This window comes from Marinobacter changyiensis (assembly GCF_009193265.1).
Taxonomy (GTDB): domain Bacteria; phylum Pseudomonadota; class Gammaproteobacteria; order Pseudomonadales; family Oleiphilaceae; genus Marinobacter; species Marinobacter changyiensis.
On the sequence record NZ_VZZZ01000008.1, the window covers coordinates 110233 to 131348 of the forward strand.

Here is a 21116-nt window from a genome sequence, read left to right on the forward strand (position 1 = left end):
TACTTTTGGTTGGAGGGCGCCGGCGAGCGCGATGCTGACCGCCACCATAGGGGGATATCATGGAATTACCCGTCTCAGTCCGGCAGCTGCTGGAAGAGACTGCGCCCGGTTGGACGTTGGGAAAGGCCAGTGCCGATGTGAGCGATGTGCTCCGGATGGTGCTCCTCATCGATGACCAGGGCCAGGTTCAGGTTGTTTTTCGTCATCAGGACCTATTCGACATTTCAGCCCTCAACAAACAAATGGGGCGTGATCTCCACTTGATGCCCATCAATCACCAGGTGCGTTTACGGGACCGACTTGGCATTAAAACCTTGCCGGTTCTGCCCGCCCTGACGGGCTTGCCCTCATACATCGATAAGGCTGTCGATGACCTGTCAACGGTCTGTATCTATGTAGACAGTCAGACGTCAGAGCGGCTTACCCTGGACCGTAAGGCATTCGGAGCGCTAACGGCAGGTTTTGAACGAGGTGCTTTCAGTGTCGCTGCGGTTGATATTGCGGTTAATCTGAACAGACCAGAAGACGATCAGTCGCAGTTGCAGTCAGCCCTGAAGCGTTTTACGGGTTTGCGAATCCAGCAGCGCCTTGACGACACTCTTGAGTTGCCGCCATTACCGGAAACAGCCCAGCGGATCATCCATCTCCGGGTTAATCCGAATGCCGTTATGGGGGACCTGGTTGATGTGGTTGAGAGTGATCCCAGTCTGGCGGCCCAAGTGGTCAGTTGGGCCTCCTCTTCATTCTATGCGGCTGCAGGCCAGGTGCGCTCGGTCCATGATGCGGTGTCCCGGGTATTGGGGTTTGATCTGGTCATGAATCTAGCCATGGGCCTGGCTCTTGGTCGCGCCCTGAAACAGCCCAGTGATCAGCCCGAAGGTTATGTCGGCTACTGGCAACAGGCCATCTGGCAGGCGCAATCCGCCGGTATTCTCGCCAGCATGATGCGTCGGGGCGAACGTCCGGCGTTTGGTCTGGCGTATCTTGCCGGGTTACTTCACAATTTTGGCTATCTGGTTCTGGCTCAGGTGTTTCCTCCGCATTTCAAACTGGCCTGTCGTGCCTGGGAGGTCAATTCACATCTTGATACCGCCATAATCGAACACCATCTGCTGGGTGTGACCCGGGAACAGATTGGCGCTCAGTTGATGAGCAATTGGGGTATGCCGGATGAGATCAACACCGCAATCCGGCATCAGAAAGACCCCGATTATGCTGGGCCGCACCAAGTCTACCCAAAGCTACTCTGGCTCGGCCGTCAATTGTTGACCGCTCGGGGTATTCCGCTCGGGGTCGGGGAAAGTGTGCCTGATGCAATGTTCGTGGAACTGGGTTTGAATCGCGAGCTGGTGGAAGAACAATTCGATGAATTGGTGCAGAGCAAAGCAAGCATCATGGCAATGGCGGGCATGATGCAATCCTGATGGGCGGAACGGGGTGTTGGCTCAAGATCAAAAAAGGCCGGCCCTGGGGCCGGCAAGCTCACCCGCTTGTTGCAGATCAAACACCTACTCTTTGAGCAATTCTTTAATCGGACCCTCAGCATATACTCGGTCAAGCCAGATGCTACGATAACCAGTAGCTTGCTTTGGTTTTAATTTAGACAAACTGGGAAAAAGAATAAGGCCTTATAAGCGGCATATAATCTCTGACTGAGACGTCATGCTACCGATTGGTCCAGAGAGGATTGATTTTACATAGAAATCACATTTGAGCGGTCGGTCTACGATTACAAAAAATTACAAAAATAGCGCCGCCAGGCCCTGCGGGCTGCTGCGAGCTTTAAAAGTGATGGTGACGGATGGCCGTTGCCGCACGCCGAATGGCGTCAGAGTGCTGCTGCTCCAGGGCAAAGCGCTCCTTGTCCATTTTCTCGACAAACCTCGCATCCGTATCCTGACGAGCCTGATGGGTGGGCATGTGTTCCATGTGCTCGTGCATTTCCAGAAAAATCCGATACGGCGTCTGCTTCAGCAGGTCCGGGGCCACATGGTCCAATAATCCCTTTATCCGCAAACAGGCTTCGGAATACTCGATCTGGTCCTGCTCAATCGCCATTGCCAGCACGCGAATGCTCTCGATCATGCTGGTTCGGCGTTCGTCCTGAAATACTTTGGTCTTGTTAGCCGTGGCCTTGTCCCGTTTGAGCACTTTGGTCTGGCGGTTAATGAACAGGGCCAGAAGCACGATCGCTACTACACCCGCGAAAATCAGTATCCATTGCGACCAGACCGGCATGTCAGAAACTCCTCGTGTGTCGTTCAAAAAAACAGCGCTTAAGGGCCGTCAGCATAACAAAGTTTATTACGTGTCTCCCGCAGGACAGATGACATTCAGGTCAGTTGCTCAAACCGGGACGCGCCGGGGGCTTTGTCAGGCCCGCTTCCGACTACCCTCGGTTTTCCATGCTTTAACCCGAACATGCTGGCCATTCAGTACCGAGGTGCCACTCAGCGGGTCAATCTGGTCATCCCGGATGATGTCGTTGATGCTGGCACCTGCATGAGCTTCCGCGACGGCCTGCCGGGTACCGTTGCGGGAGTGTCCCCAACCATGGGGAACGGATATCACCCCGGGCATAAGGTCATCGGTGATTTCTACCGGCACCACGATCTGGCCCGCGTCGGTGGTCAGTTCGGCGGCATCACCTTCCATAAGCCCGAAGCGTGAAGCGTCGTTCGGATGAATCATCATGGTACAGCGGTCCTTGCCTTTGACCAGGCGCTGGCTGTTATGCATCCAGGAATTATTACTGCGCACATGGCGTCTGCCAATCAGCAGGAGTTCGTCGGACACTGGGGTGTCGAGACGGGCGAGCAGGCGATCAAGATCCCGCAGGTAACGACGGGGTGCGAGATTGATCTTGCCATCCCGGGTATAGAGACGGTCCGGCAGGCAGGGCCGCAGGGGGCCGAGATCGATACCGCTGGGGTTTGCTCTCAGCGCTGAGAGTGACAGCCCTTTGGGAAGGTCACGCCAGCGGCGATCCAGCGGGCTCAGTCGGGCCAGGCCGCGCAGGGGGTGCCCTGGTGGTAATACGCCCATAATAAGGTCTATGGCAGGTTGCATTAGTGTCTTTGCTGGCCCCAGGTCAGCCCCATAAGGGCCGGTTCGCAGCATGATATCCAGCAGCGGATCGGGCCCGATCTGTTTGAACGCACGCCAACCGGCTTCAGCACGTATCGTAAGCCGGCCACCCTTGCGCTTTTTCTCCAGACGATGCGCAAGCTCCAGCAGGATCTGCCAGTCATGGCGGGTATCCGGGCCAGGGTCAAACAGCGCTTCGCTGTATTTGGCGATGTTGCGCACTGCAAACATGCTGAAGATAAGATCGTAATGACTGCGTTCCAGGGCGGCGGTCGGCGGTAGAATGATGTCTGCGTGGCGGGTGGTTTCATTGAGGTAGTAATCCACCGAGACCATGAATTCCAGCCCGCTGAAGGCTTCTTCGAGGCGGCCGCCATTGGGGCTGGAGAGCAGGGGGTTGCCTGCCACGGTAACGAAAGCACGAATCTGCCCCTCGCCCGGCGTCAGAATTTCATCCGCGATGGTGCTCGACGGGTACTCGCCGCCAAATTCTGGCAGGCCCTTGACCCGGCTGGTCCGTCGACCGAAATGGCCTTTCTGGCCGGACATGGCTCCGAGCTCGACCATATCAATCGCCGGCTGGGTAAACATCACGCCGCCTGTGGTATCGAGCTTGCCGGTGAGAATATTCAGCACGTAGATGAGCCAGGTTGCGACGCCACCATGGGCCTGGGTGCTGGTGCCGATACGACCGTATAGAGCGGCTTTCTGGGTGGTGGCAAGCTGGCGTGCAAGCCCCCTGATGGCATCGGGGCTCAAGCCTGTGTGGGCACTGACAGCATCTGGTGTGAAGGGCAGGGCGGCGAGACGTACAAGATCCACATCCCGTGTCCAGGGCTCGGCGTGGCCGAGGTCGACCCTGTCCTCGGCAAACAGGGTGTTGACCATGGCCATCAACAGCAGGGCATCAGTGCCGGGGCGCACAAAGTGAAACTCGTCCGCCAGTTTGGCGGTTTCAGTTCTACGGGGATCAATCACCACCAGTTTTCCGCCCCGGTTCTTCAGCGCCTTGAGCCGGCCGCGGATATCCGGCACCGTCATCAGGCTGCCGTTGGAGGCCATGGGGTTGGCGCCAATGCACATGAACAGATCGGTGCGGTCAATATCCGGAATCGGGAAGAGCACCTGGTGACCGAACATCTCCAGGCTCGCAAGCATGTGCGGGAGCTGGTCGTTGGAGGTGGCGGAGAAACGGTTCTGGCTGCCGATAGCCCGCAGAAAGGGTAATGAGGCTACCATGGCGCCGTGGTTATGAACGTTCGGATTACCCTGGTACACCCCGATGGCATTGTTGCCATGCTCCTTGCGGACCTGATGCAGGCGCTCGGCCACGAGATCAAAAGCGTGTTCCCATTCCATTTCATGCCAGCCGGTGGCCGTGCGGCGTATGGGCTTTTTAAGGCGGTCCGGATCGTCATGGAGGTCTTGCAGTGCAACGGCCTTGGGGCAGATGTGGCCGTGGCTCAGAGGGTCGTTCTCATCCCCCTTGATGGCCTCGATGCGCCCGTCCTTCATTTCAATGGCCACGCCGCACATGGCCTCACACAAGTGACAGGTGCGGTAATGGGTGCCGTTCTCCATGGTGTTCTCTCCGCTTTTAAACACGGTTATTGGAATATTGGTTTTGTAAGGCAACCAGATTATCAGGATTTCGTCCTGAGGGGAAAACCAGAAGCTACTGATAAAAAAGGCCAGCCCTATGGCTGGCCGGATTGAGCCGGGTAAGCGTTGGTTTTGCAGGTCATCAACGGTTGTCGATCACTTGCAAATGCGCAACGCCGGATTTCTGCGCCAGAATTCTTGGCCCCGGCATACTGAAATACTCACCCTGAGAAAAATCGATACCTAGCTCGAGCACTTTTGCCTGCACCGCTTCGCTGTGTACAAATTCCGCTACCGTCCGAATGCCAAGGCTTTTGGCGAACTGGACAATGCCGTTGGTGACCACGAAGGCGGTTTCATCCTGATCCAGATTCCGGACCAGGCTGCCATCAATCTTGATGATATCGATGTTAAGACGCAGTAGTTGCTCGAAGTTGGAATAGCCGGTGCCAAAGTCGTCTATGGCGATCTGGCACCCGAAGGGTTTAACCTGCTCAATGAAATGCAGCGCTTCGTTGTAGTTCTCGATGCCATCGGATTCAAGGATTTCAAAGATCAACCGCTTGCCGATGTTGCTTGCCCGGAGATGGCCGAGAATCAGTTCGAGAATCTCCGGTTCCACAAGGTCGGCATAGGACATGTTGATTGAAAATTCATAAGGCTGGTGTCTGAACTCCGCCAGGGATTTATCGATCATGATCCGGGTGATCTCCCGGTCCAGGCGAAGCTTGTTGACGATGCCGAGAAACTGTCCGGCGGCGATGACGCCATGCTCTTCATCGATCATTCTTACAAGGCACTCGTATTTGCTGATACGCCGCTGCCGGTTATCGTAAATGGGCTGGAAGTGGGGGATGACCCGGCCCTGCGCCAGGGCGTCCTTGAGTCGCTGTGCCCAGTAGAGATTTTGCTCGTAGTGCTTTTCAATCTGCTCCTGGGAGTCATAAATCAGGTAATTGCGCCTTTGCTCCCGGGCAAGCCGCAACGCAATTGCCGCCTGGCTCAGCAACTGATCCCGGGACGCAGCGCTCTGTTCAAGGGGCCGGAAGGCGATGCCAGTAGTGGCGTCCACACTGAGTACCTGTTGCTGCCAGGAAATCCGCTGGTGGTGCAGGAAATCGCTGAGCTTGTTGGCCAGTTGCCTGAGCTTGGCTTCCGCTATGACCGGTCCCAGCAGGGCAAATTCATCCCCGGTCAAGCGATACACTCGGGCCCGCTCATCCTTGATGTGATTTTTTACGAACAACTGGAGTTGTTCTGAAAGAGTGAGCAGGACCTGGTCGCCGCACGCAGTGCCAAACAGGCTGTTGATCTCCTGAAAACGGTCGAGGTTGACGATAATCAGGCAGGCTTCACTGCGCACAGCAAGGTCTTTCAATAGCCGGGCCCGATTGGGCAAGCCCGTGAGTGGGTCGGTGTATGATGCTTGCAGTTCCCGAATCAGCTGAACGATTCGATACAACAGGTAAATGCTCAATATCAACAGTACCGAGCCGGTAGTGACCAGTATCCGGTAATTGATATCGCGCATGGGGACGAGCACCCGATCAATCTCATCCCGCGGAACTCCGGCGCCGTAGACCATGCCAGCCGGAGTCGCCGCGTAGTAGAGCTCATAGACCCGGCCACTGATCTCGATTGCTCGGGTTTGCAGCCGTTCCGGTTGTACCGTCGACGGAGTGATCAGGCCCGGGCCATCGGGTAGCCTTGCGGAGAGTTGCAGGGCCAGAATGGCATCAATAAGCTTTTGTTCAAGAAAAGTGTCGTTGTCCAGACTGAGGCTCGACAGATTGCGATTGTTGCGGTCATTGAGGAACGAGAAGCTGTTTTCGGTGACCTCAACACGACTCACCAAATCAATGATCTGATCCGATGCCCAACCTGTTGTGGCCATGCCAATCAGTTCCTTGTCCGCATTGAACATCGGGCTTGCCAGCGTCAGTACCGCGCGTTTGGTGGCAAAATCAAAATAAACCGCAGACCAGTAAACCTGGCCGGGAACATGTTGGTCGAGGGACCAGCTTTCGTCCAGTGTACGTTCGAACCAGCGAGCGGAGCGGTAACCGCCGGAATTTCTGATCAGGGTGGGTTCCGATTCGGCGTCGCTTTTGGTGAAGTGGGCAGAGTAGCTTTGATTGGTGCCAGCCAGGATCTCGGGTTCAAACCAGATACCGGCACCGGATGCTCCGTCAAACTCGCTCAAGTGGTCTTTAAGGGACGTTTCCAGTTGCGCTCTTAAAGCATTGGTATTCGAAGTGTCATTCCGGCGCTCCCGGGCCAGGCGATAAAAGGTTTCACCGATGATGGCCAGGGAAGAGGTGTGGCGCTGAAGCGCGATCTGACGGGCATCGATGCGAGCAACACTGGCGAAGAAGACATCCCTTATCTGATCACGTCGCAAGTCGGACATGGCCTGCTGGGAGTAGTTGAGATTGAGGTGAGAAAGCAGCAACATGCCGGTGAAAAAAAGGCCGATCAGAAATGCCAGCAACCCCATAAGGGGTTGCATGGAGGTGTGGGCTTTCCAGGACCGGGAGCGCTGGCGTAACCATGACTGCATGGACAGGTAACCTCTCCTTTCCGGGTTAGTGAACAGCCTTTCCATCAGAAAGCCCATCCGGGTCTTCAAGGGCGGCCTTTGCCTCTGCATGTCCCTGCTCAGCAGATATGGCATACCAGTAATGTGCTTGTTTTCTGTCTTGCTCGACGCCGCTGCCTGCCTTGTACATTTGGCCCAGCAGATAGGAGGCGACCCCGGACTTCGGGGCTGCACGAAGCGCCCAGTGATGGGCCGTGGCGTAATCTCTCAATGAATAAGCCATCAGCGCCATATTGGTTTGCGCCTGCACGTCACCCGCCTCCGCCGGTTGCCGGCAGGCTTTCGAAGCGCCGCTGAAGTTGCGGATGGTGGTGAGCAGATAACAGTCACTGAGCTGCTGGGACGGAGGGAGCTCGGACACTTCACCAGCTGCTGCGCCACCAGACGTCGACGTTGCGGAATCTGTTGCGCTGGCTTGGGCCGGTAATTGATCAAGCCGCTGAGCGTAAGCGTTTACCTCCTGCGGGCAGGAGAAAAGATAACCAACACGATAAAGGTCGGAGGCCTCCTGAGAGATTGGTTTTGACGCGTATTGATTGGCGATCACAGAGCACCGCCTGTCCCGTTCCTGGCGCACCGTTGCCAACACATCAGACCGAGATTTATCACCCTCATAACGAATGAGGTAGCGCGTCAGGGGATCAATGTAGGGTTGTTCGAAGAGGAGGTCCAGCTCCGAGCTGTGATCATTCTGAGGTGCTGGCGTTGGCTGTCCTGTGCCGTTGAATGCTGCCCCGGCTCTGCCCCATAACTCATTGGACGCTTCAAGAAATCTTTCCCGTTGCAGGCTTTCACAGCCTGAAAGCAATGTGGCCACAATCAGAACAACACGTAACTGATACATCGGGCGTCACCAAAAAAGCTAAATTCGGTAGTCAGCCAGTTTCCCACAGGACCTGTGAAAAATCCGCAATCTTTATACACATACAACCGTTCACGTCGGGCAGCACTGAGCTCGGCGGACCTAAGCCGACGCTCTACTGGCGCCCGGGAGTACGTACCACCTCAAAGACCGGCGAACCCAAAGCCGACAGTGGCCAGAGTTCAACCGAATGCCAGTCAGTCGCTTGACAGAATCGTCAGTAGCTTCTGGGTATGCTCTGCTGTCTCGCTGCCGAGCGGAGTCAGATATCCACCGTCAACCTGCGTGATCAAGCCTTTTTTGAAGAGCCGCTCTGCCGCAGTGACCGATTCCGGTGCTGCGGAGTGCCGGTGAACTTTTATGCCCTCCTGAGCGGAGGTAAGGTTGAACAGCGTGAGCAGATTGAGTTCTTCAATTTGGTCAGGGGAGAAGGGCATGGCGTTTCCTTGAATTGTTGTTGGGAACCACCCCCTATTTGTATACGAATTTTCGCCATTCGACAAAGTCGAATTGTCATTTCAGAGTGTCATTGGTCCTGGCAGCAAAAACTGGCCACGGTTTGATGCCTGATAATGGCCCGGACATTCATGGATTTGAGAGCTGAATCAATGCTTGGCATGGCGACATTTTTCTGCGAACTGTTGGCTCTGCTTCTGCCTTTAAAGAGCGAGTCAAATTGTAGATTGGCATGGGTGGTTCAGTGATTGGGGCAGGTCAATGTTGCGGGTTTCGAGTACCCAATAAAAAACCCCTCAAAGAAGGGCTTTTAGAAGCGTAAAATTTTCTGACAGAGTGCGAGCTATCTGTTCGCCTTCCTTTTCCGGGAATAGACTAAGCCCATCAGTCCCAGGCCAAGAAGTCCCAGCGTGCTTGGCTCTGGAACTTCTACCGGGGTATTGTCACCCCAGATCGAGATGTGGGAAATGGACCCCTGCGTATTTGCCCAGAAGTTGCTGAACTCAAGGTCTTCCTTCCCGTCCCACTCCAGCTCACTTCCAAAACTCAGATCGAAGAAGTAATACCGGGGGTCGTTATTTCCGTCCTTCACTGCTACGTAGCATTCACCGCAAACGATAAAAGGGGTTCCCTCCAGCCACGACAACGTTCCTCCTGTAGCATCAAGGGCCCAGGTCATTTCATACGAGCCAGTAAAGCCACCTTCTTCCAGGCCACCGTCAAATTCAGCTTTGTAGAGCAATCCGTCGTCGTTGTTGGCGAAGGACGTTCCGAACAAGTCGTTGATACAACCGGGTTCACAATTGCCGGGCCCGTACGAGCCTGCTCCATCATTGCCATCATAATCCGCATTGCCAGGTTGCAACAGCAAGGCATGTGACGCCGCTGAGGCCATCATAAGAGCAGTAGCAACAAAAACTGTTTTCAGTACCTTGCTGAGTTCCATAGTGTGTAATCTCCATCCTGTGCAGCCGAGCGATGAGCCCCCAAAGTTCTGGCGCTGAGACTGGTGTTGGCTGTTACCTCCAAGTCGTCTAAGAATTTTGCAATTACTGTTCCAGCAATAAAAAAAGCTTTTAAATCAATAACCAGATAACGTGTATCATTTTAATGTGTAAGTTAATTGGACGTACGGCAGTTCGATTGCGGAAGTTGTGACGAATTGTCGGTATTCGACAAAGTCGAAAGGTCGTTTCAGGCGGTCATGAACGGGGAAAGCAGAAATGGTGGGCCCAGCAAGACTCGAACTTGCGACCAAAGGATTATGAGTCCTCTGCTCTAACCAACTGAGCTATAGGCCCTGAAAGCAAAAATTTCACTGCGGGGATGGGCAGCGGGCGCCATTATACCCATGAGGGTAGGCGCCCGCCACTGGTGTTGTTAACCCTGATCGTCAATGAAGCCGCGCAGGTGGTCGGAACGTGACGGATGGCGCAGTTTGCGCAAGGCCTTGGCTTCGATCTGGCGGATGCGCTCACGGGTTACATCGAACTGTTTGCCGACTTCTTCCAGAGTGTGGTCGGTGTTCATTTCTATACCGAACCGCATGCGCAACACCTTGGATTCGCGGGCCGTCAGACCTGCCAGCACGGAGCGGGTGGCTTCGCGAAGGCCTTCTGCGGTTGCCGAATCCACCGGCGACAGCGCCTGGATGTCTTCAATGAAGTCGCCCAGGTGGCTGTCTTCGTCATCACCGATCGGGGTTTCCATGGAGATCGGCTCTTTGGCGATTTTCAGCACCTTGCGGATCTTGTCTTCCGGCATTTCCATGCGTTCGCCGAGCTCTTCCGGTGTTGGCTCTCGGCCCATCTCCTGAAGCATCTGACGGGAGATGCGGTTGAGCTTGTTGATCGTTTCGATCATGTGCACCGGAATACGGATGGTGCGCGCCTGGTCCGCGATGGACCGGGTAATGGCCTGACGAATCCACCAGGTAGCGTAAGTGGAGAACTTGTAGCCGCGGCGGTATTCGAACTTGTCGACGGCCTTCATCAGGCCGATGTTGCCTTCCTGAATCAGATCCAGAAACTGCAGGCCGCGGTTGGTGTACTTCTTCGCGATGGAAATAACCAGACGCAGGTTGGCCTCAACCATTTCTTTCTTGGCACGGCGGGCCTTGGCTTCGCCGATGGAGACGCGACGGTTGATTTCCTTGATGTCCGGAATGTCCAGGTCGACTTCGTTCTTGACATTGGCAATACGCTTCTGCATCCGGACAATCTCGTCCAGGCGCTCACTCATGGGCGCAGCATAGGGCTTCTTGCTCTTGCTGAGCTTGACCGCCCAGTCAAGGTTGGTCTCATTGCCCGGGAAGGATTTGATGAAGTCCTTGCGGGGCATCTTGCACTCGCGCACACAGATACGCATCACGGTGCGCTCGTTTTCCCGTACCAGCTCATTGGTGGAGCGGATTACGTTGACCAGTTCATCGAAGGCTTTATTGCCAAGTTTGAACGGTGCAAAAACCTGGCCCAGCTCATTCAGCGCCTGTTGGGTCGATTTGTGGCTCCGGCCGTGTTTCTCCAGTGCGTTGTTGGCAGCGGCAAGTTTTTCGTTCAGCAACTCAAAGCGCAGGCGGGTCTCTTCGGGATCCGGGCCGCTCTCGGTTTCTTCCTCTTCGTCACTGTCGTCATCGCTGTCGTTGTCGCTGGAATCGTCAGTGCTGGGAGGGACTTCCTCCATGAACGGCTCGGCGTCATCGGGGTCAAGAAAGCCCGTCACGATGTCACTGATACGGCCTTCATTCTCGATGATGCGCTCATATGCCTGAATAACTGTGCCCGCGGTGCCCGGGAAGTGGGCGATGGCGGCCATAACGTCACGGATGCCTTCTTCGATCCGCTTGGCAATAACGATTTCGCCTTCCCTGGTCAGCAGCTCTACGGTGCCCATTTCACGCATGTACATGCGAACCGGGTCCGTGGTGCGGCCAGCATCAGATTCAACCGCTGCCAGCGCAGCAGCAGCCTCTGCAGCCGCCGCTTCGTCCGCCGTCGAGTCGCCTTCAGCCATCAACAAGGTATCGGCGTCCGGTGCAACCTCGGAGACCTGAATGCCCATGTCGTTGATCATCCGGATGATGTCTTCAACCTGATCCGGATCGGCTATGTCTTCCGGGAGGTGGTCGTTAACCTCGGCGTAAGTCAGGTAACCTTGTTCTTTGCCTCGGGCAATGAGGTCTTTCAAACGTGATTTCTGCGAATTGCCTGACATAGACACCCTGTAAACTTGCGTGTATGTGGAAAAAAGTTAAACAGCCATTATAGCTGTCGCTATTCAGGTCTGCCACCAAGTGATTAGATGGTGTTCAACCTGTTAAGTTTCAAGTGGCCGTTTGAAATAGCCGGGGGTATTCCATGCCCGGGGGGCTTTTGGCCCTGCTCCTGTTATTCTCTCCGCCGGCTCAGCTGTTGCAGCTCCTGACGCTCGGCTTCCGTTAAATCACTAATGCTGCGTTTCTCCGTAAGCAGGGCTGTCAGCCGCTGCTTGTGGGTCGCTTCTTTATTCGGCGTCAGCATTTCGCGGGCGCCAGCCAGGGCGTTTTCCCGGGATGGCAAGTGTTCAATACCGTCAAACAGCCTGAAAAACCGGGTCCGCGCTACCGAATCCGTGGCAAGGGCTGTGATCAGTCGTTTCTTGTCCCGAAGCTGCTGCGTGAGAATCCATTCGGCAAAACCTTTGGCCTGATGGAGCTGGCGGTCTTCACGGCAGAGTTCCAGTAGCTCTGAAGCCATTTCGGGTGCCTCCAGCAGTGCCTGGCACACCATGATGTCCCGGCTTAGCTTCACATCGACCCGGGCTTCCTGGATGCGGGTCTGGCGCTCGCCATTGCGATAGACATAGCCTTTATTGCCTCCATTCTGGGTTTTGCTTTGCCAATCCCTGCGTCCGCCGCACAGCCTTAGCATCTCGTGCCACATGGCGTCCCGCAGCGTACAGCGGGGCATCTTGTTGAGCATCGGCTCAACCCTGGCCCGCAGCTCGCCGCGATGCTCCGGCAAATTCAGATCCAGCCCTTCGCTCTGGCGGTTAAACAGATACCGCGACAGTGGCGTAGCGCCATCCACCCGTTTCTGGAAGGCTTCCGAGCCTTCCTGGCGAACCAGGGTGTCCGGGTCTTCGCCCTCGGGCATCATCAGAAACTGGAGATGCAGCCCGTCGGTGAGCAGTTCCAGGGCATTCTCCATCGCGCGGTCAGCTGCCCGGTAACCGGCGTTGTCGCCATCAAAACAGAACACCAGATGGCGCACCTGCCGGAGCAGAGCTGCCAGGCTATCCTGGTTGGTTGCTGTGCCCATGCAGGCCACAGCGTAATGGATGTCGTGTTGCGCCAGCGCAATCACATCCATGTAGCCCTCTACCACCAGTAGCCGGTCGAGCTGGCGAATGGCCTGCCGGGCCTCATGGAGGCCGTAGATTTCCCGGCTTTTATGAAAGACATCAGACTCCGGAGAGTTGATGTACTTGGCCTTGTCATCGCCGAGAGTGCGACCGCCAAAGGCAACGGTTTTACCCCGGGTGTTGCGAATCGGAAACATGATCCGGTTGCGGAACAGGTCCCTTGGCCGACCGTAGCGGTCAGACACGTTCCCGGTTTCAATCAGCGGGCCCTGAATGTCTTTGCCCGCCGAATCAAACAGCGCTGTACCCGTGCCCGGCGCGTACCCGAGCTGATAGAGCTCAATGATGTGCTGATCAAGCCCCCGTTGCGCCAGGTAATCCCTGGCGAAAGCGGCGTCCGGGCCCTTGAGCGCAGACTGATAGAACCGGCTGGCGTAATCCAGTGCGTCCGTCAGGGTTCTGGCCTGCTGCATCTCCTGCCGCACGTTCTGATCGTAAGGCACTTCCAGCCCGGCCCGTCGGGCGAGTTCTTCTACTGCATCGGTAAAACCCAGGCCGTCAAATTCCCGAACAAAGCTGATGGCGTCACCGTGGGCACCACAACCGAAGCAGTGGTAAAAGCCTTTATCCGGACGAACGTTGAAGGATGGCGTCTTTTCATCGTGAAAAGGGCAGCGGGCTTTATAGTTGCTGCCAGCTTTTTTGAGCGTTATGCGAGACCCGATCAGCTCTGCCAGATCAATGCGATCCAGTAGATCTTCAACAAATCGCTGAGGGATCAGTCCGCTCATGGAATCTCCGCTGACAGAGAACACGCCGGGAATTACCCGTAAAATTACCATAGCCAAAAATGCCGCCGAAGCCAGGCCCCGGCGGCATTTTGGGTTTACCCCGAAGCCCGTTCAGGGCGCGAGATAATCGGTTTGGCGCACAGCAAAGAGCAATAGGTACTGGCGTAATCGCTTAGTACAAACGCTCGAATTTACGCTGTTCCCGCTGAAGCTTCTTGAGATGACGCTTGACGGCTGCTGCGGCCTTGCGCTTACGAACGGATGTCGGCTTCTCGTAGTGCTCACGACGACGAACTTCCGAAAGCACGCCTGCTTTTTCGCAGGAACGCTTGAAACGGCGCAGGGCTACGTCAAATGGCTCATTCTCTTTCACTTTAACAGCTGGCATTCGAAAATCACCTACCTGATAGATTCAGTTTTATGTTGGAAGAGTGCAGACAGGTCTACCCGTATCTGTTGCGACACACGGCGATTCATTGCTCGCCAGCCTTGTGCTGCGGTCTCTTCGGCTATTTGCCTGGCCCGATTGGATAAAAATGGACCAGTGCAGAATTAAGGGCGGCAATGATAGCGCCTACGGTTGGTCAAGGTCAACGTCTGGGGGATTATTCTCAAGAGAATGCGGCGTTGTCTGGTAAAATGATCGCCTGTTTGTTCCATGTACTCAAATGAAGCGGTCTTTATGCTGATTCTTGGTATTGAAACCTCCTGCGACGAAACCGGTGTGGCGCTGTACCACAGCGGTCGCGGCCTGCTTGCCCATGCCCTGTTCAGCCAGGTCGATATGCACGCTGATTACGGCGGCGTGGTGCCTGAGTTGGCCTCCCGGGATCATGTTCGTAAACTCCTGCCCCTGTGTGACCAGGTGCTGACGGCGGCCGGCGCCGTTCGCGCTGACATCGAAGGCATCGCCTACACCGCCGGGCCGGGCCTGATCGGTGCCCTTATGGTTGGTGGTGCGGTGGCTCACGCCCTGGGTTTTGCGCTGGGGGTGCCGGTGCTGGGGGTTCATCATATGGAAGGTCACTTGCTGGCGCCCATGTTGGAGCCTGATCCGCCGGCTTTCCCGTTTATTGCATTGCTGGTTTCCGGCGGACACACGCAGTTGGTCAAGGTGGACGGCATTGGCGAGTACACACTATTGGGGGAATCCGTGGACGATGCCGCCGGTGAAGCGTTCGACAAAGCCGCCAAGATGTTGGGGCTGGATTACCCGGGCGGGCCTCGTGTCGCAGCACTGGCTGAGCAGGGCACGCCGGGGCGTTACCGGTTCCCGCGCCCGATGACCGATCGCCCGGGCCTGGAGTTCAGCTTCAGCGGGTTGAAAACGTTCACCCTCAATACGATCACTGGGGCTGAAAAGTCGGGTGGTCTTGATGATCAGACCCGGGCGGATATTGCCCTGGCTTTTGAAACAGCGGTGGTGGACACGCTCACCATCAAATGTCGTCGGGCTATCGAGCAGACCGGCTGCAAGCGTCTGGTTATTGCTGGCGGGGTCAGTGCCAATAAAAGGTTACGTGCTGCGCTTGAAACCATGACCGTAAAACTGCATGCCGGGGTCTTCTATGCCCGCCATGAGTTCTGTACCGACAATGGTGCCATGATTGCCTATGCGGGTTGTCAGCGTTTGCTGGCGGGCCAGCGGGACGGGGATCGCATTATTTCGGTGCCGCGTTGGCCGATGGATACCTTGCCACCGGTCCACCAACCCAGGCTCAACGGGCTGGTGGACTGACGGGTCTGTGAGGCGCTATCCGTCACAGGGGTGTTTCCCGGTTCTGGGCCAGCCTGATCAGGTTATTACGGTGACGCACCACGATCAGGATAGCCAGCAGACCGAACAGTGGCAGTGTGGACGGTTCAATCATCGCGCTGACGATGGGCCCGGTGATCACTGCAAGTACCGAGGCTAAAGCCGATATGCGCCATCGCCACATGGCCAGCGCCCACACACCGGCCAGAATCAGTGTGGTGGTGGGTGCCATTGCCAGACCGGCACCTAACGCTGTCGCCACGCCTTTGCCGCCCTGGAACCGATAAAACACCGGCACCATGTGACCGGTGATGGCGCATAGGGCAACAATAGCCTGAATGTAGATGGAATTCTGGAATTGCTGGGCGAGCCACACAGGTAGCCAGCCTTTTCCTGCGTCGAGGGCAAGGGTAACAGCCGCAGGTGGCCAGCCACCGATGCGGTAAACGTTAGTGGCGCCGGGGTTGCGCGAGCCTTGGGCGCGAGGATCGGGCAGGTGCCAGAGCCGGCAAACCGGCATGGCGAACAATACCGACCCGGCGGCATAGGCAGCAAAGCAGAGTACGACCAGAAACACGGGTTCCATAGGCGAAGACTTGTACCGGTGGTTTATGCGAAAATCGGCCCGCGCGCGAAGCGCGGTTTGCACGCTCCCAAAGTATCGGGTTGGCGTGTCGCAATCAATCAGCCATCAGTCGGGTACCCGACAATAATGATGGCCCGGCCCGGGGTACCGCACACGTGACGGATACAGTACTGATCGAAGGCCTGGCGGTTGAAACCGTCATAGGGGTATACGATTGGGAGCGGGATGTTCAGCAGCGCTTGCTGATTGACCTGGAGCTGGCCTGGGATGTCCGGGTGCCTGCCGCCTCTGACAAGGTCGCTGATGCGCTGGATTATGGCTCCGTGAGCCAGCATGTGATTGAGTATTTCAGTAACCAGCAGCCTCAGTTGCTGGAAACCGCGGCCGAATCCTTGGCCGCGGACCTGCAGGCCAGGTTTGGTGTGGCCTGGCTAAAAGTGGTCATTCGCAAGCCCGGGGCAGTCCCCCAGGCGCAGTCTGTGGGGGTAAGTATCGAGCGGGGGCAGCGCGAATGAAGGCGGCAGCTACGGTTTATATCAGCGTTGGCACCAACATCGAGCGGGAACACCACATAACCGCAGCCCTGGACGCGCTGGCGTCACAGTTTGGTGACCTGGACATTTCCACTGTTTATGAAAGTGAAGCGGTGGGTTTTGACGGTGAGCATTTCCTGAATCTGGTGGTCGGCATTCAGGCTACCGGTTCTGTTGCCGAGCTGTCCCGGATGTGCAAGAAAATCGAAGCGGATAACGGACGCCGACGGGACCAGCCCAAGTTCAGCGCCCGTACCCTGGATCTGGATATTCTTACCTACGGCGACCACATCGGCGACGTGGACGGGGTCCAGCTACCCCGGGGTGAAATTCTCAAAAATGCCTTTGTGTTGAAGCCGCTGGCAGAAATTGCCCCCGAGGCGGTGCATCCGGTGGTGGGCAAAACCTACAGCCAGCTTTGGCAAGCCTACGATCGTGACCAGAAACTTTGGCCGGTGCCATTTACTTGGCAGGGGCAGAGGATCTCACCGCGCCCTGCGAGCTGATCAACAAAACCTGGCTGAGGTCTTTACTGACTGCTCCCGTGCCGGTTTCGAAACAGTTGGATCAGCCCTGCCGTCGAGCTGTCGGTCTTGCCTTCTTCCCCTGTTGGCGCCATTAGCTGGTCCAGAATGCCTTTGCCGAGTTGCTTGCCCAGCTCCACCCCCCACTGATCGAACGAGTCCACGTCCCAGATCACCCCCTGCACGAACGTTCTGTGCTCATACAGCGCAACCAGCGCCCCGACGCTTTCCGGAGTGGCTCGCTCCAATACCAGCGTATTGCTGGGCTTATTGCCCTGGATGACCTTATGGCGGACGAGGCGGTCGATCTCCGTTCGGGACTTGCCTTCCGCCTGCAGTTCGGCCCGCGCCTCCTCTTCGTTCTTGCCCTGCATCAAGGCCTGGCTCTGGCTCAAGCAGTTGGCAAACAGGATGGCGTGGTGATTGCCAATCGGGTTGTGGGTCTGCAACGGTATGATGAAATCCGCCGGCGACAATTTGGTGCCCTGGTGCAGCAACTGATGGTAAGCGTGCTGGCCATTGGCACCGGCGCCACCCCAAATGATTGGGCCGGTCTGGTAAGCAATCGGCTCACCGGCCTGAGTCACGCATTTGCCATTGCTCTCCATGTCCAGTTGCTGGAGGTGGGCTGGCAGGCCCCGGAGATAATGATCATAGGGCAGGATGGCGTGGGCGTCGGCCCCCCAGAAATTGCCATACCAGACTCCCAGCAGACCGAGAATGACGGGCAGATTCTGCTCCAGGGGTGCGGTGCGGAAGTGCTGGTCCATCCGGTAAGCGCCGGCGAGCAACGCCCGGAAATTTTCCATCCCGATGGTGAGGGCAGTCGGCAGGCCAATGGCAGACCAAAGTGAGTAGCGCCCACCCACCCAGTCCCACATGGGGAAGATGTTTTCCTCCTTGATGCCGAACTTCACAGCGGCCGGCGTGTTGGCGGTAACCGCCACAAAGTGTTTGCTGATGGTGTCCTGGCAGCCGCCATTCTGCAGGAACCATTGCCGCGCTACCTCTGTGTTCTCCAGGGTTTCCTGGGTCCGGAAAGATTTCGACTGGATCAGGAACAGAGTGGTATCCGGGTCAAGCTTCCGCAGCACTTCAGAAATGTGGGTGCCATCTATATTAGCCACGTAGTGGCAGTTCAGGTGCCCGCTCCAATAGGGCTTGAGTGCCGCTGATATCAGTTTGGGGCCGAGGAAGGAGCCGCCAATGCCGATGCTGACCACGTCGGTGAACGGTTTGTTGGTGAAGCCCCGCCATTGGGTGCTTTGGACCCGCCAGACAAACTCCTCCATCCGCGTCAGAGTGCTGCGGACTTCGGGCATGATGTCCTTGCCGTCGACCTCAATGCTGTCCTTCGCCAGGCTGCGCAGGGCAGTGTGCAGGGCAGGGCGATCCTCGGTGACATTGACGTGCTCGCCCCGAAACATGGCTTCCATGCGCTCCGGAAGATTGCAGCTTCGCGCCAGCCTGAACAGGAGCTCGAGGGACTCATCGGTGATCAGGTTTTTCGAGTAATCCAGGGTAAAACCGGCGGCGTCCAGGACGTAATGTTTGAAGCGCTGCGGGTCCTGTTGGAACAGGTCCCGCATGTGAACATCCTGCATAGCGGCCTGGTGGTCTTTCAGTGCCTGCCATTCCGGGCGGCTGGTAAGCGAGGGGGTTGCCTGGGACATTGCGGATTCCTTTCGTTGAATGTGGTTGGCGTTGAATGTGGTTAGCGTTTGATTGACAGGTTATCGATGAGTCGTGTGGTGCCCAGAAAAGCGGCTACCAGAACGGTCAGATGTTGGTCATCCGCTTTGGCGGGTTTTAGTGTCAGACTGTTGATGATGTTAATGTAATCAGGACGAAAACCGTTGTCTGACAACACGGCCCTGGCTTGATCCTCAAGCTTTTTATAATCAGTAGCCCCCTGTGTGAGGGCGGTGGTGATCGCCTTCATGGTGTTGAAAATGGCGGGTGCAACCGCTCGCTCCTGGGCTGTGAGATAGCCGTTGCGGGAGCTCTTGGCAACACCGTCCTCGTCGCGCACCGTCGGCGCACCTATGATTTCCACCGGAATAAACAGATCTCTTGTGAGCTTGCGGATAACGGCCAGCTGCTGAAAGTCCTTTTCGCCGAAGACCGCGACATCGGGCTGTACCATATTGAACAGCATGGTGACGACGGTCGCGACCCCCTCAAAGTGCCCGGGCCGGCTGGCGCCACAGTGGCCTTCGCTGACTTCGGGCACGATCACCTGGGTCTGTTGGGCGAGTCCCTCGGGATAAACTTCTTCTGGTGAGGGTGCGAATATCAGGGAATTGCCAGCGGCCTGAAGCCTGTCCTGGTCATCCTGCAGGGTGCGCGGGTAATTATGCAGATCCTCATTTGCTCCGAACTGCATCGGGTTGATGAAAATACTGGTCACCACTACGTCGGCGGCCTGCCGGGCCTGCTCGACCAGAGAGAGATGGCCTTCATGGAGATTGCCCATCGTTGGCACCAGGCCAATACGCTTGCCCTGCTCACGATAGCCGCTGAGAACGGCCCGTAACTCTTTCAGTGTGTGAATGGTTCTCATGCTTTGAACGTATGCTCCTCGCCGGGGAAGGTGCGCTGTCTGACCGCGTCATGATAAGCCGTGATGGCGGTCTGAATGGAAGTCGCTTCTTTCAGGAAATCCTTGACGAACTTAGGACGTCTGCCCGGCGTGACCCCAAGCATGTCATGGAGCACCAGTACCTGGCCATCGGTGTCCGCGCCAGCGCCGATGCCAATAACCGGCGCTTTTACGGCCTGGGTGATGCGGGCGGCGAGTGCCGCGGGCACACACTCGAGGAGAATGACATCTGCTCCCGCTGCTTCGAGCTGACAGGCATGCTCAATCATTAATTCGGCGTGTTTCTCATCTCGCCCCTGAACTTTGTAGCCGCCGAACTTGTTAACAAACTGCGGTGTCAGGCCGAGATGAGCGCAAACGGGTACGCCCCGGTCACTCAGGGCCCGAATGGTATCGGCCATCCAGTCCGTGCCTTCAAGTTTCACCATGTGGGCGCCGGCCCTCATCAGCTCTGCAGCGTTTTCCAGCGCCGCGGCTTCAGTGCCATAACTCATGAACGGCATATCTGCCATGATCAGGGCGCCCCGATTGCCCTTGGCTACGGAACGCACGTGGTAGCACATGTGCTCCATTGTGACGGGCAGGGTGCTGTCATGGCCTTGCAACACCATTCCCAGCGAATCACCGATCAGGATGACATCCACCCCGGCTTCGCTGACAACCTGGGCAAAGGTGGCGTCGTAAGCGGTCAGCGCTGAGAAGGCTTCGCCCTTCCGCTTGTATTCGCGCAGGGTATTGATGGTAACAGCCATAGAGTCCATGCCTTTGTTAAGGGGTGGGTCAAGACAGCGCCGAATACGACCGGCGTGGTAATGGTTAAGGTTAATGCTGCCACCGGTCTGAGGCAAGCCGAGCTGAATTGCAGGCTAGGGTGGTGAAGCGTTGGTGGCGGGTTCAAGCCGCTTTAGGCCGTTGTTCGGGCATTGATGGCGCAAAACAGCAAGAGTCCGGCCGTCTGGCAGCACCAGTTCCGGGTTCAGCTCGAGCAGCGGCTGCAGGACAAAATCGCGGTTGGCCAGTTCAGGGTGTGGCACCATCAGGCGCTCGTTCTGCACCGGGCGGTCGCCATACAGCAGCAAATCGAGATCCAGCGTCCGTGGGCCCCAATGCTGGTTACGGAGTCGCCCGTGGGTGTTTTCGATCCGCTGGAGGTGGTCCAGCAGGGCCAGGGGTGCCAGAGAAGTATTCAGTCTTACCGCGCCATTGATGAAATCTGGCTGGTCCTGGGGGCCAACCGGACGGCTGCTATAAAAAGCGGACTGAGCAATCAGCGAGGTGTCCGGTAAAGACGCCAGTTCGACCACCGCCCGGGCCAGCTGTCGGAGTGGATCCGCCAGATTACTGCCAAGCCCGATATAGACCTCGACGCCGTTCACG

General features: G+C 56.7%; 19 protein-coding genes and 1 tRNA gene. 5 read left to right on the plus strand and 15 right to left on the minus strand.

Features of this window, described 5'->3' with window-relative positions:
• The first annotated feature begins 59 nt into the window (after positions 1–59).
• On the plus strand, positions 60–1424 hold the full coding sequence (locus F6Y09_RS19265; protein WP_152208573.1) for an HDOD domain-containing protein: 1365 nt from the start codon (positions 60–62) through the stop codon (positions 1422–1424).
• Between the two features lie 358 nt (positions 1425–1782).
• On the opposite strand, the gene F6Y09_RS19270 is transcribed toward F6Y09_RS19265, so the two are convergent.
• Both F6Y09_RS19270 and F6Y09_RS19275 read right to left on the minus strand, forming a co-directional pair.
• The gene (locus F6Y09_RS19270; RefSeq protein ID WP_152208574.1) at positions 1783–2238 is read right to left on the minus strand and encodes a DUF2489 domain-containing protein; all 456 of its coding nucleotides are present in this window, start codon (positions 2236–2238) and stop codon (positions 1783–1785) included.
• Between the two features lie 135 nt (positions 2239–2373).
• Positions 2374–4668: a molybdopterin-dependent oxidoreductase gene (locus F6Y09_RS19275; protein ID WP_152208575.1), complete on the minus strand. Its 2295-nt coding sequence runs from the start codon at positions 4666–4668 to the stop codon at positions 2374–2376.
• On the opposite strand from F6Y09_RS19275, the gene F6Y09_RS20215 reads away from it, so the two are divergent.
• Positions 4651–4803 (plus strand): hypothetical protein, encoded by a 153-nt coding sequence (locus tag F6Y09_RS20215; protein ID WP_179959473.1) that lies wholly within the window; start codon positions 4651–4653, stop codon positions 4801–4803. The two genes, F6Y09_RS19275 and F6Y09_RS20215, sit on opposite strands and share 18 nt — an antisense overlap.
• Before the next feature lie 28 nt (positions 4804–4831).
• Here F6Y09_RS20215 and F6Y09_RS19280 read toward each other — a convergent pair whose 3' ends face one another.
• The 8 genes from F6Y09_RS19280 to rpsU all read right to left on the minus strand — a co-directional run bounded on the left by F6Y09_RS19280 (position 4832) and on the right by rpsU (position 14126).
• Positions 4832–7249, minus strand: a complete 2418-nt coding sequence (locus F6Y09_RS19280; protein ID WP_152208576.1) for a bifunctional diguanylate cyclase/phosphodiesterase — start codon at positions 7247–7249, stop codon at positions 4832–4834.
• 25 nt (positions 7250–7274) lie between these two features.
• Positions 7275–8132, minus strand: a complete 858-nt coding sequence (locus F6Y09_RS19285; protein WP_152208577.1) for a tetratricopeptide repeat protein — start codon at positions 8130–8132, stop codon at positions 7275–7277.
• Positions 8133–8347: 215 nt separating this feature from the next.
• Complete coding sequence (locus F6Y09_RS19290) at positions 8348–8587, minus strand: TIGR02647 family protein (protein WP_152208578.1); 240 nt, start codon at positions 8585–8587, stop codon at positions 8348–8350.
• 362 nt (positions 8588–8949) lie between these two features.
• A complete protein-coding gene (locus F6Y09_RS19295) occupies positions 8950–9552 on the minus strand; it encodes a PEP-CTERM sorting domain-containing protein (protein ID WP_152208579.1) in 603 nt (200 codons plus the stop codon).
• A gap of 278 nt (positions 9553–9830) precedes the next feature.
• Positions 9831–9907, minus strand: a tRNA-Ile gene (locus tag F6Y09_RS19300).
• 79 nt (positions 9908–9986) lie between these two features.
• The gene (gene rpoD, locus F6Y09_RS19305) at positions 9987–11819 is read right to left on the minus strand and encodes an RNA polymerase sigma factor RpoD (protein WP_152208580.1); all 1833 of its coding nucleotides are present in this window, start codon (positions 11817–11819) and stop codon (positions 9987–9989) included.
• Between the two features lie 173 nt (positions 11820–11992).
• The gene (gene dnaG / locus F6Y09_RS19310) at positions 11993–13738 is read right to left on the minus strand and encodes a DNA primase (protein WP_152208581.1); all 1746 of its coding nucleotides are present in this window, start codon (positions 13736–13738) and stop codon (positions 11993–11995) included.
• Positions 13739–13910: 172 nt separating this feature from the next.
• The gene (gene rpsU / locus F6Y09_RS19315) at positions 13911–14126 is read right to left on the minus strand and encodes a 30S ribosomal protein S21 (RefSeq protein WP_072794797.1); all 216 of its coding nucleotides are present in this window, start codon (positions 14124–14126) and stop codon (positions 13911–13913) included.
• Positions 14127–14420: 294 nt separating this feature from the next.
• Here rpsU and tsaD point away from each other — a divergent pair, with 294 nt between their 5' ends.
• Positions 14421–15476 (plus strand): tRNA (adenosine(37)-N6)-threonylcarbamoyltransferase complex transferase subunit TsaD, encoded by a 1056-nt coding sequence (gene tsaD / locus F6Y09_RS19320; protein ID WP_152208625.1) that lies wholly within the window; start codon positions 14421–14423, stop codon positions 15474–15476.
• Positions 15477–15498: 22 nt separating this feature from the next.
• Here the strand turns inward: tsaD and plsY are convergent, their stop codons facing one another.
• Positions 15499–16080, minus strand: coding sequence for a glycerol-3-phosphate 1-O-acyltransferase PlsY (gene plsY / locus F6Y09_RS19325; protein ID WP_152208582.1), 582 nt, complete (start codon positions 16078–16080; stop codon positions 15499–15501).
• Positions 16081–16235: 155 nt separating this feature from the next.
• Between plsY and folB the strand changes: the two genes are divergently transcribed.
• Together folB and folK (F6Y09_RS19335) are read left to right on the plus strand one after the other, a co-directional pair.
• Entirely contained in the window at positions 16236–16595 is a 360-nt protein-coding gene (gene folB, locus F6Y09_RS19330; protein WP_152208583.1) for a dihydroneopterin aldolase, read from the plus strand.
• Positions 16592–17119 carry a 2-amino-4-hydroxy-6-hydroxymethyldihydropteridine diphosphokinase gene (folK, locus tag F6Y09_RS19335; protein ID WP_152208584.1) on the plus strand — a complete coding sequence of 176 codons (528 nt, stop codon included), beginning with the start codon at positions 16592–16594 and terminating at the stop codon, positions 17117–17119. Before folB ends, folK (F6Y09_RS19335) begins: the two co-directional genes overlap by 4 nt.
• Positions 17120–17142: 23 nt before the next feature.
• Here the strand turns inward: folK (F6Y09_RS19335) and pgi are convergent, their stop codons facing one another.
• The 4 genes from pgi to folK (F6Y09_RS19355) form a co-directional block, all read right to left on the minus strand.
• Positions 17143–18810 carry a glucose-6-phosphate isomerase gene (gene pgi, locus F6Y09_RS19340; protein WP_152208585.1) on the minus strand — a complete coding sequence of 556 codons (1668 nt, stop codon included), beginning with the start codon at positions 18808–18810 and terminating at the stop codon, positions 17143–17145.
• A 41-nt stretch (positions 18811–18851) separates the two neighbouring features.
• Complete coding sequence (gene panC, locus F6Y09_RS19345) at positions 18852–19700, minus strand: pantoate--beta-alanine ligase (protein WP_152208586.1); 849 nt, start codon at positions 19698–19700, stop codon at positions 18852–18854.
• Positions 19697–20491, minus strand: coding sequence for a 3-methyl-2-oxobutanoate hydroxymethyltransferase (gene panB / locus F6Y09_RS19350; protein ID WP_152208587.1), 795 nt, complete (start codon positions 20489–20491; stop codon positions 19697–19699). The genes panC and panB overlap by 4 nt, the downstream gene beginning before the upstream one ends.
• Before the next feature lie 114 nt (positions 20492–20605).
• A complete protein-coding gene (gene folK / locus F6Y09_RS19355) occupies positions 20606–21115 on the minus strand; it encodes a 2-amino-4-hydroxy-6-hydroxymethyldihydropteridine diphosphokinase (RefSeq protein WP_152208588.1) in 510 nt (169 codons plus the stop codon).
• Between the last annotated feature and the right edge of the window lies 1 nt (position 21116).

Bases quoted from the DNA above. Each gene is read 5' to 3' on its own strand.
- F6Y09_RS19265 (WP_152208573.1), top strand. From the start codon at position 60: ATGGAATTACCCGTCTCAGTCCGGCAGCTGCTGGAAGAGACTGCGCCC.
- F6Y09_RS19270 (WP_152208574.1), bottom strand. From the start codon at position 2,238: ATGCCGGTCTGGTCGCAATGGATACTGATTTTCGCGGGTGTAGTAGCG.
- F6Y09_RS20215 (WP_179959473.1), top strand. From the start codon at position 4,651: ATGGGTGCCGTTCTCCATGGTGTTCTCTCCGCTTTTAAACACGGTTAT.
- F6Y09_RS19275 (WP_152208575.1), bottom strand. From the start codon at position 4,668: ATGGAGAACGGCACCCATTACCGCACCTGTCACTTGTGTGAGGCCATG.
- F6Y09_RS19280 (WP_152208576.1), bottom strand. From the start codon at position 7,249: ATGCAGTCATGGTTACGCCAGCGCTCCCGGTCCTGGAAAGCCCACACC.
- F6Y09_RS19285 (WP_152208577.1), bottom strand. From the start codon at position 8,132: ATGTATCAGTTACGTGTTGTTCTGATTGTGGCCACATTGCTTTCAGGC.
- F6Y09_RS19290 (WP_152208578.1), bottom strand. From the start codon at position 8,587: ATGCCCTTCTCCCCTGACCAAATTGAAGAACTCAATCTGCTCACGCTG.
- F6Y09_RS19295 (WP_152208579.1), bottom strand. From the start codon at position 9,552: ATGGAACTCAGCAAGGTACTGAAAACAGTTTTTGTTGCTACTGCTCTT.
- rpoD (WP_152208580.1), bottom strand. From the start codon at position 11,819: ATGTCAGGCAATTCGCAGAAATCACGTTTGAAAGACCTCATTGCCCGA.
- dnaG (WP_152208581.1), bottom strand. From the start codon at position 13,738: ATGAGCGGACTGATCCCTCAGCGATTTGTTGAAGATCTACTGGATCGC.
- rpsU (WP_072794797.1), bottom strand. From the start codon at position 14,126: ATGCCAGCTGTTAAAGTGAAAGAGAATGAGCCATTTGACGTAGCCCTG.
- tsaD (WP_152208625.1), top strand. From the start codon at position 14,421: ATGCTGATTCTTGGTATTGAAACCTCCTGCGACGAAACCGGTGTGGCG.
- plsY (WP_152208582.1), bottom strand. From the start codon at position 16,080: ATGGAACCCGTGTTTCTGGTCGTACTCTGCTTTGCTGCCTATGCCGCC.
- folK (WP_152208584.1), top strand. From the start codon at position 16,592: ATGAAGGCGGCAGCTACGGTTTATATCAGCGTTGGCACCAACATCGAG.
- pgi (WP_152208585.1), bottom strand. From the start codon at position 18,810: ATGTCCCAGGCAACCCCCTCGCTTACCAGCCGCCCGGAATGGCAGGCA.
- panC (WP_152208586.1), bottom strand. From the start codon at position 19,700: ATGAGAACCATTCACACACTGAAAGAGTTACGGGCCGTTCTCAGCGGC.
- panB (WP_152208587.1), bottom strand. From the start codon at position 20,491: ATGGCTGTTACCATCAATACCCTGCGCGAATACAAGCGGAAGGGCGAA.